The sequence below is a fragment of the Domibacillus robiginosus genome (assembly GCF_000966195.1).
In the GTDB taxonomy this organism is placed as follows: Bacteria; Bacillota; Bacilli; order Bacillales; family Domibacillaceae; genus Domibacillus; species Domibacillus robiginosus.
Genome location: NZ_LAHL01000034.1, coordinates 60,520 through 69,648, shown reverse-complemented (window position 1 = coordinate 69,648; position 9,129 = coordinate 60,520). Strand labels below are relative to the sequence as shown.

Sequence of the window (9,129 nt, the reverse complement as noted above, 5' to 3'; positions counted from 1 at the left end):
TCAGTTTTCAATGTTCAATGCTTTCATTTCCGACAGCTACACAAGCTTATCACGCGATATCTTCAAAGTCAACACTTTTATCGAAAATATTATTTTGATAAATTATTCGTTAACTTCATTTCCGCTTCAATTATATTGATATAACAAACATTACAGATATACTTTACAATTCATCGCCACATCTTAAGCGTGGATTAATAATATACTATAAGCAAAAAATAGGTAACAATATTTTACATATTTCTTAACCTTTGATTATCTTTTAGTATCTCATTATCCTTATAATAACTATGATCAGAATAAAATACTGATACAAATGAGTCTTATTACTCTTATACGTAACACCTTCAACCGCTGCTTGTTCACTTCGGAATGCAAGGAAAAGACACCCTTAAGTTTCTTTCAAATACATTTATGCTCCAACTTAAAGGTGTTTCTTCTCTATCATTCCTCCGCGATTGTGGTTATTAGCCCTTTCAATATCAAACTTTATTTTATGCTTGTCAGTTGAAGAGTGATCGTTATTTTTTAATCAACTTAGATGGATTGTTTATTTTAAAGCGCACTGGCACATCAACTGTAAATTCTTCATCTACATCTTTTCCTTTTGGAAAACTCTTTTTTACAATCTTCCCATCAAATTCAAGGCTTTCTTCTGGCTGAAGTTCTAGTTTTTTAAGGGTCTTACTATGACTGCACCAGGCAAGCTCAATATCGACAGGCTCTTCTTGAACAATTTGAACATTTTTGAAGACCACTATTTCATCATTCTCTTCACTGAAGTGATTCCAACTTAATGCAAATTGCTTCACGACTGCTGTAAAATGAACCTTTCCTTCCGGCAGTTCAATCGCAGGCTGTATTGTTTTCTTTGCTTTTGGCGCTGCAGACTTCTGAGCAGGTATCGCTTCATTCTGTTCTCCACTTTTTACTGTTTCCTTCTTTGATGAAGGCTCAAAATCACCTGGCTGCTTTTTTGCCTCTGGGCTGGTTATTCTGCTTTCGCGACCAAAATTAGCTGACTGCATATCTTTTAAATAATCTGGATAGATACAGCTTAAACAGCCATCCTGGAACTCGATTACTAGAATAGTAACAGTACAATCCAGACCATGTCGCTGAAAGCCTTTGATGGTCACAAGCCGCTTATACGTTTTTCCTTTGTACCAAAATTCTTTTTTTGCTTCTTTGGCGGATGAAAGACCCCACTCTTTTGCTTTTTCCGCGTAATCTTCTTCGCTTTTAAAGTGCTCATATTCTCCTTTGGGTGGAATGTAATGTGTTAATGTTGAATCTTCAATATGAGGATAATCAATAGCCATAATATAAAAGTCCTTTCTCTTCTCTCTTAATATCTTTTCCTGCATCTACAAAGTAAAGCCTCAGCATCGATAAATATCAAGGCAAATAATAAAAAATGAATCTTTTTTTAAAATAATCTATACTGAATCAGGGATTGTTTCTTTTTTTCTTCAACTAATTGTATCTGCCGCTTTTAATTGTAAATTCAAAATTTGGAGGAAGGGTGCATTTTATTTAATGAAATAATCTGTAACGAACCGTTGAAACCTTTTGGCCGCTGGCGATACATATCTCCCTTTTACAGAAGCAAGACCAATTGCCCGCTGGACATTTGATGAACGTATGCGTATGCGGGAAACACGGGTCCAGTCAATTCCTTTAAATTCGGGTATAAGCGTAACTCCCAGTCCCGCCGCCACAAAAGCAACAATTGTATGTATCTCTTCCCCTTCAAATGTAATTTCCGGGCTAATGCCGGCTTCATCAAATAATCGATCCGTAATTCCCCGAATACCGTTTCCTTTTTCCAAAAGGACAAATGTTTCTTTGGCAATTTCCTGCAATGTTACGCTCTCATGGCGGGACAACGGGTGATCGGATGGTACGATTAAAAATAATTCTTCATTCCATAATTGTGTCCACTCAATTTGTTTATTATCAGCTATAGAAGAAACAAGACAAAAATCAATTTCACCTGCTTCTAACTGCTTTAAAAGCAAATCGTTTCCATTTTGCTTAAATTGGAATTTGACGTTTGGATAATCCGCTTGAAAGGATCTGACCAGGTTAGGGATAAGATAAGTGCCAAGTGTAGGCATAAATCCTAAGCATATTTCTCCATATTCTGGATCAAGCAAATCCTGTATTTCCTGCTTCACTTCCTGAAACTCCTTTATAATTCGGTCTGCCCGTTCTAAAAACAGCTGCCCATATTCATTTAATTTGATGGTGCGTCCCTGACGTTCAAATAGAGGAACACCCAGCTCCTCCTCCAGCTTGGCCATAGAACGGCTCAAGGCAGGCTGAGAAATAGATAAAACCTCTGCCGCATTTGTGATATGCTGCATGCGTGCTACAACCCGAAAATACTCGATTTGCTGCCATTCCATAAACCGCTCACCTCTTTTTTACATTCACCATCATTATATACCTTTTTCGCATGAATACTATGCAATTAATAAATTAGACATTATTATTCATCAATCATATTATAAAACCTATAGAGACCTTTTAAACAGAGAAAAGGGTGCCTATTTTGCTTCATTCATGAGGTATTTTATTTGAGGGGGATCATGTATGGCAACAAGCAAGGAATTTTTCTACCGGCGGCTGCATTCATTGTTAGGCGTCATTCCGGTCGGGGTTTTTTTAATTCAGCATTTGGTGGTCAATCACTTTGCGACAAGGGGACCGGAGGCATTTAATCAGGCTTCACATTTTATGGAGAACCTGCCATTCCGTTATGCACTTGAAGTATTTATTATTTTTCTTCCTATTTTATTTCATGCCATTTACGGACTGTATATTGCTTTTACAGCCAAGAATAATGTAAGCAGGTACGGTTATTTCCGGAACTGGATGTTTACTCTTCAACGTGTATCAGGCGTCGTCACTCTCGTATTTATCGCCTGGCATGTATGGGAAACAAGAATTCAAGCTTTTCTTGGCGCAGAAGTAAACTATGACATGATGGCCAACATTTTAGATCATCCTGCTATGCTGGCATTCTATATTGTCGGGGTTCTTTCCACAGTGTTTCATTTTGCAAATGGGTTATGGACATTCGGTGTAAGCTGGGGTCTGACTGTTACCCCTCGCTCTCAAAGAATTTCAACATATGTCACGCTGGGCATTTTTATCGCATTATCATTAATTAGCATTCGTACTATTTTCGCTTTTGTTTAATTTGAACGCGTTAAATAAGGTGGGGTTTAGATGAATAAAGGAAAAATTATCGTTGTAGGCGGCGGTTTAGCCGGATTAATGGCGACTATTAAAATCGCGGAGGCCGGTAAGCAGGTAGATTTGTTTTCACTTGTTCCGGTAAAGCGCTCTCACTCCGTCTGTGCCCAGGGCGGTATTAATGGGGCAGTCAACACAAAAGGAGAAGGAGATTCTCCATGGGAGCATTTTGATGATACAGTATACGGCGGTGATTTTCTTGCCAACCAGCCTCCGGTCAAAGCGATGACTGAAGCGGCACCAGGCATTATTCACCTGCTGGACCGGATGGGTGTTATGTTTAACCGCACGCCGGAAGGACTGCTGGATTTCCGACGCTTCGGCGGTACCCAGCATCACCGCACCGCTTTTGCCGGTGCGACTACCGGCCAGCAGCTGCTTTATGCACTGGACGAGCAGGTGCGCCGTTTTGAAGTACAAGGTCTTGTTACAAAGTTTGAAGGCTGGGAATTCCTCGGTGCAGTCGTAGACGAAGAACAGATCTGCCGCGGAATTGTCGCTCAAAACTTAACAAGTATGGATATTCAAGCTTTCCCGGGTGATGCGGTGATTATGGCAACAGGCGGTCCTGGGATTATCTTTGGTAAATCTACAAACTCAATTATCAATACAGGCTCAGCAGCCTCTATTGTGTATCAACAGGGCGTTCATTACGCAAATGGTGAGTTTATTCAAATTCATCCGACCGCGATTCCAGGCGATGATAAACTCCGTCTTATGAGTGAGTCTGCTCGCGGTGAGGGCGGACGCGTCTGGACATACAAAGACGGAAAGCCTTGGTATTTCCTCGAGGAAAAGTATCCAGCCTATGGAAATCTGGTTCCGCGGGATATTGCCACACGTGAAATCTTTGATGTATGTGTCAGCCAGAAGCTTGGCATTAACGGTGAAAATATGGTTTATTTAGACCTTTCTCATAAAGATCCGCATGAATTAGACATAAAGCTTGGCGGCATCATCGAAATTTATGAAAAATTCATGGGAGATGACCCGCGCAAAGTGCCGATGAAAATCTTTCCTGCTGTTCACTATTCTATGGGCGGCTTATGGGTAGATTACGATCAGCAAACAAATATTCCAGGTCTTTTTGCGGCCGGGGAATGCGAATATTCACAGCACGGAGCCAACCGTTTGGGAGCCAACTCCCTTCTTTCCGCTATTTACGGCGGCATGGTAGCAGGGCCAAACGCAGTCCGCTATATTAACGGCCTCGAAAAGGGTGCCGATGCGGTTTCTTCCATTGTTTTCGATCAGCATGTGAAACAGGAGCAGGCAAAGTGGAACAGTATTTTATCTATGGATAAAGGAACTGAAAACGCCTATATCCTTCATAAAGAGCTTGGCGAGTGGATGACAGCTAATGTTACGGTCGTCCGTTATAATGATAAATTGCAAGAAACAGACAATAAAATTGTAGAGCTTTTAGAACGTTATCAAAACATTGATATCAATGATACAGCCAAATGGAGCAATCAGGGAGCAGCTTTTACACGCCAGCTTAAAAACATGCTCCACCTTGCCCGTGTGATGACGATCGGTGCACTCAACCGGAATGAAAGCCGCGGTGCTCACTACAAACCTGAGTTCCCTGAAAGAAACGATGAGGAATTTTTGAAAACCACCATGGCAGCCTTTACCGGTGAAAAAACGGCGCCAGCCTTCCATTATGAAGAGGTGGATGTATCATTAATTGCTCCTCGAAAACGTGATTACTCGAAGAAAAAGGAGGAGAAGGCATGAGCGAACACAAAATGATTTCTTTTATTATTACACGTCAAGATACCGCTGATTCCACTCCCTATGATGAAGAATTTGAAGTTCCATACCGTCCAAATATGAACGTGATTTCAGCACTTATGGAAATCCGGCGGAACCCGGTCAATAAAAAAGGAGAAAAAACCACACCCATTGCATGGGATATGAACTGTTTAGAAGAGGTATGCGGGGCTTGCTCCATGTATATCAATGGAAAGCCACGTCAGTCCTGCACCGCGCTTGTGGACAAGCTTGAACAGCCAATTCGCTTGGCACCGATGAGTACCTTCCCTGTTGTTCGCGATCTTCAGGTAAACCGGAGCCGCATGTTTGATTCACTTAAACGGGTAAAAGCATGGGTTCCCATTGACGGCACTTATGATCTTGGACCGGGACCTCGTATGCCTGAGCGCAAACGCCAATGGGCTTATGAACTGTCAAAATGCATGACATGCGGCGTCTGCTTAGAGGCTTGCCCGAATGTAAACAGCAAATCCGACTTTATTGGTCCCGCTCCCCTTTCTCAAGTGCGCTTGTTTAATGCTCATCCAACAGGAGCGATGCATAAAACAGAACGCCTTGATGCCATTATGGGCGATGGCGGTTTAACTAACTGTGGAAACTCACAAAACTGCGTGCAGTCTTGTCCTAAAGGAATTCCATTGACAACGTCTATTGCAGCGTTAAACCGGGATACAACTTTTCAAGCTTTCCGCAATTTCTTCGGAAGCGATCAGGCATAACGAAAAGGTATCTAAATTATGCAGCATGAGAAACCTTAATGTGCAGTTACTATATGTTTTACAAAAAATGGACTCGGTATTCCCAGATAGTTCCTGAAGAATGTTCATTCACGGCATCATGTATTTAATGAGCTTTCTTACTAATTTTTTTGCATGCATTTTGCTGCAATGACTTAAAGCGGTACTGTTCGTTTTGAATCCAACTCATACAGCTTGAAACTATTTTTGCAGCCGGGCCCTGCCCCGCTGTTTTTTTATCGTTCTATGTTGATTTTGATAGTTCGTTTTTTGGATATGCTCAACAGCATTGTTGATATTAATTGTTCACTGGAAAAGGCGTCTTTCAAGTAAAAGGCCCTCTTTCCCTTTATATAGCTTCAGCTCTTTATCAAGGAAAGTTTATTTCCTTGATACTGGTGGTATCCCTATACTACTACAGTACTGACCCCCTATTTAAAGCTTATTTAGCTTTTTGACCGAAGGATATTTGATTCCTCGGTTCTTTTTTTGCTTTTTTCTATCAGAGGGCAAGTAAAAAAACAGGTTACATAAAGAAAATGATCTGGCAAAAGAATAACTTTTCGTTCAATGCAAATAATAAACTGGATTAAATGATTGAAAAGGAGGAAAAACGGATGCAGAAAAAATTCTTATTCCCTGTTATATCTGCTTTTTTGTCGTTAGGATTGCTTTCAGCTTGTAATGGAAGTGATGATAATGAACCTGATCCAACAGAAGAACCTTCTGAGCAGCAGCAGCAAAATCATGAAGAACACGAAGAAGAAAATGATTAATATTTCTAAAGTTCACGATCTTGTTATTTTTCACCCCCGCCTATTTAGTGCGGGTTTTGATTTTGAACAACGTCCTTTTCATATTCCCCCCTTCAAGCAGGTCCCTACGTTGAATGAACAACGTTACTTTTAATACCCCTATATTAAAAGATGGACGCTAAGATATAAGCTCCTGTCTACAAATAGAACCATTTTCTAACAGAAACCGTTTCCTTCTCAAGATTTCTAACCTTTCTCCGACAGATTATCAAACAATTTAACAACATGGTTGGTCAACCAAAGAAACAAATGTTCTTTTTTGTGTTATAATTAGGAAAAAATAGAAAAGGTGAGCGAAATTGAGACCTGCTTTAACAACACAGTTAGCTGCGAAAGATTTTTGTTCTTACTATTGGCTAAAGGAGGAGTTACAAATATTCTGCAGAGAAAATGGTATGAGTGCTTCGGGTTCTAAACAGGAAATCTCTAGCAGAATTGTTGTTTTTCTTGAAACAGGGAAAATTCAAAAGCCTTTAAGAAAACCAAAAAGAGGTTCGGTTAAAGCCATACAAGGTGAGCTAAGTCTAAAAACAGTCATCGTTGAACACCACCGCTGCAGCCAGGCAGTGAGGGCTTTTTTCGAATCAGTCATCCCCCATTTTCATTTTTCTACATACATACAAAATTATTTTAAAGAGAACGCTGGTAAAACCTATAATGATGTTGTAGACGCCTGGTATGAAGAGCAGCAGCGGTTAAAAGATCCTTCATATAAAAAAGAAATTGCGCCCCAGTTTGAATATAATCAGTTTATGCGGGACTTTTTCGCTGATCCAAATAATCAGGGTAAAAGCCGGGAAGAGGCCATTCACACATGGAACGTTATTAAAAAACTCCCGGGAAGCAATAAATATAACCCTGAAAGTACAGCCACTTAATGTAAAAGCATCAAAAAGAAAAATGGGAGCTTTTTCCGCTCATTATTTGACTGGATCATTTAAAATACTCTACTACTCCTTTATCACCTGCAGCGGAGCCTTCTCCGGCTGTTTTTATTGTTTAATTGCATTTTTTACTTATTAACAGCTTTCTCAATGACTATATTGAAGCCGTACGAACCACATGGCCATTCCCTTTTTGGGATGGTTTTTATTAATAACAAAAACATCTAATACAACCCAAATAACATACCCGCATATCGAATAATAGATGGCAGCAGCACAATCCACCAGTTCCAGTCAATTACCCCTAGCAATTTTAAAGTTATCAAAATTAAGGTTAATGAATTTAAAATTCCCATAGCCGCCTCCCTTATTTTGTATTAAATAACCTTTTATATCGCTTTCTCTATGCGCAATGACAGACCAGTATTGAAGGGAACAAGTTTTTTGAGCAGTATCATTTTTTAAACTGCAGATCCACGCACCGATACCCGAACGCTTTCTCACACATACACTAAAAGCAAAAAGGAGTTTTACGCTTATGGAACACGAACAGCAGACGCCCAACGACCTATTCGATACGATTCGGCATGCCCAGCAAAATTTTTTAAAGCATGCCGCTCTGGAATTGCATTATGAGCGGTTAAAGATGGCTAACGCACATGATCATCAGCAATATTATCGGTATGCTGAATTGCAATATTTTCATAAATCCAAAGCTCTTCATTTTAAAAGCCAATTTTCAGCTGCTTCTTTTATGTAAAGAACTAAATAAAACTGTGAAAAAAAGCTTTTTACCCACTTCATGATTTTGCCCAAAAAAGCCGGGGTCATAGATCCCGGCTTTTTCCTTTTATATAATTTATGATTTATTGATAACAATCGATTACTTATAGTTTGATACTTGATTAAGCCTGCAGATTGACCTGACAGGCTGTTGGATAGAAACGCACATTAATATCATGTGTCACGGCTTATTTTCTTATAAACGAATTGATTTTTTCATCAGCTTGATCGCATTTATTCCACCCTGACCTGCCAGTCACAAATTCCATCTAGTTATTCAGCCAGCACCTGACTTTGTTCCCCAGTATGAGAGTTGATCCGCCAGCTCTTACTGTATTCATTCAGCTGTTTTACATGTTCTGCGCATTTATCTTTATAGAACTTTATTTCCTCAATCACTTCTATACAGCTCCCCTTGATAAAATCAAAAGCATCTCTGAAGGCTTGTCCAAGAGTTCTAAAGCCGGCAGCCATCATCTTGTTTATTTTTCGCATCCCCTGGAGAATCATGTAATACTTTTGCTTATCAAGAGGTTCTTCTTTCTTGAAAAAAGCCCTCTCAACCAATTCATTAAACCAGTCACGGTCACGAGTTAGTAAGGCAAGGTCGATCAAAGCAGCATAATCATCCGCTGAATACTCAGCTTCGATCCGTTCAGCTTGCGATTGATATAGCATTTTGTATTGCCCCTGATGAAAATGCTGACTACCGTTTCCGTCGACCCGTTTTAAAATGCACATTTGAAACGTGTCTTGACCATCATACACTTCGTTTGCATAGCCAAAATATGTGTGAAAGCCAAACCGGACACAGACCCAATCTCCTTCTCTCATGCCGCTTCCTCCTCGAAATGGTTTATTTGAAAG

At 40.0% G+C, this 9,129-nt stretch carries 9 protein-coding genes; 6 read left to right on the top strand and 3 right to left on the bottom strand.

Features of this window, described 5'->3' with window-relative positions; genetic code table 11:
• Positions 1–521: 521 nt before the first annotated feature.
• Both VP97_RS15860 and VP97_RS15855 read right to left on the bottom strand, forming a co-directional pair.
• Positions 522–1,322 (bottom strand): hypothetical protein, encoded by an 801-nt coding sequence (locus VP97_RS15860; RefSeq protein ID WP_050182906.1) that lies wholly within the window; start codon positions 1,320–1,322, stop codon positions 522–524.
• Positions 1,323–1,532: 210 nt separating this feature from the next.
• Entirely contained in the window at positions 1,533–2,411 is an 879-nt protein-coding gene (locus tag VP97_RS15855; protein ID WP_050182904.1) for a LysR family transcriptional regulator, read from the bottom strand.
• A gap of 187 nt (positions 2,412–2,598) precedes the next feature.
• On the opposite strand from VP97_RS15855, the gene VP97_RS15850 reads away from it, so the two are divergent.
• From VP97_RS15850 to VP97_RS15830, 6 genes are all read left to right on the top strand, one after another.
• On the top strand, positions 2,599–3,207 hold the full coding sequence (locus VP97_RS15850; protein ID WP_050182902.1) for a succinate dehydrogenase cytochrome b558 subunit: 609 nt from the start codon (positions 2,599–2,601) through the stop codon (positions 3,205–3,207).
• A 30-nt stretch (positions 3,208–3,237) separates the two neighbouring features.
• Positions 3,238–5,004 (top strand): succinate dehydrogenase flavoprotein subunit, encoded by a 1,767-nt coding sequence (gene sdhA / locus VP97_RS15845; protein ID WP_050182901.1) that lies wholly within the window; start codon positions 3,238–3,240, stop codon positions 5,002–5,004.
• Positions 5,001–5,762, top strand: a complete 762-nt coding sequence (sdhB, locus tag VP97_RS15840) for a succinate dehydrogenase iron-sulfur subunit (protein ID WP_050182900.1) — start codon at positions 5,001–5,003, stop codon at positions 5,760–5,762. Before sdhA ends, sdhB begins: the two co-directional genes overlap by 4 nt.
• A 635-nt stretch (positions 5,763–6,397) precedes the next feature.
• The gene (locus VP97_RS24265; protein WP_172656789.1) at positions 6,398–6,556 is read left to right on the top strand and encodes a hypothetical protein; all 159 of its coding nucleotides are present in this window, start codon (positions 6,398–6,400) and stop codon (positions 6,554–6,556) included.
• Between the two features lie 338 nt (positions 6,557–6,894).
• Positions 6,895–7,473: a DUF6434 domain-containing protein gene (locus VP97_RS15835; RefSeq protein WP_050182899.1), complete on the top strand. Its 579-nt coding sequence runs from the start codon at positions 6,895–6,897 to the stop codon at positions 7,471–7,473.
• Positions 7,474–8,017: 544 nt separating this feature from the next.
• Positions 8,018–8,239 carry a hypothetical protein gene (locus tag VP97_RS15830; RefSeq protein WP_050182897.1) on the top strand — a complete coding sequence of 74 codons (222 nt, stop codon included), beginning with the start codon at positions 8,018–8,020 and terminating at the stop codon, positions 8,237–8,239.
• A 296-nt stretch (positions 8,240–8,535) separates the two neighbouring features.
• Here the strand turns inward: VP97_RS15830 and VP97_RS15825 are convergent, their stop codons facing one another.
• Positions 8,536–9,096, bottom strand: a complete 561-nt coding sequence (locus VP97_RS15825) for a hypothetical protein (RefSeq protein WP_050182895.1) — start codon at positions 9,094–9,096, stop codon at positions 8,536–8,538.
• Between the last annotated feature and the right edge of the window lie 33 nt (positions 9,097–9,129).

Bases quoted from the DNA above. Each gene is read 5' to 3' on its own strand.
- VP97_RS15860 (WP_050182906.1), bottom strand. From the start codon at position 1,322: ATGGCTATTGATTATCCTCATATTGAAGATTCAACATTAACACATTAC.
- VP97_RS15855 (WP_050182904.1), bottom strand. From the start codon at position 2,411: ATGGAATGGCAGCAAATCGAGTATTTTCGGGTTGTAGCACGCATGCAG.
- VP97_RS15850 (WP_050182902.1), top strand. From the start codon at position 2,599: ATGGCAACAAGCAAGGAATTTTTCTACCGGCGGCTGCATTCATTGTTA.
- sdhA (WP_050182901.1), top strand. From the start codon at position 3,238: ATGAATAAAGGAAAAATTATCGTTGTAGGCGGCGGTTTAGCCGGATTA.
- sdhB (WP_050182900.1), top strand. From the start codon at position 5,001: ATGAGCGAACACAAAATGATTTCTTTTATTATTACACGTCAAGATACC.
- VP97_RS24265 (WP_172656789.1), top strand. From the start codon at position 6,398: ATGCAGAAAAAATTCTTATTCCCTGTTATATCTGCTTTTTTGTCGTTA.
- VP97_RS15830 (WP_050182897.1), top strand. From the start codon at position 8,018: ATGGAACACGAACAGCAGACGCCCAACGACCTATTCGATACGATTCGG.
- VP97_RS15825 (WP_050182895.1), bottom strand. From the start codon at position 9,096: ATGAGAGAAGGAGATTGGGTCTGTGTCCGGTTTGGCTTTCACACATAT.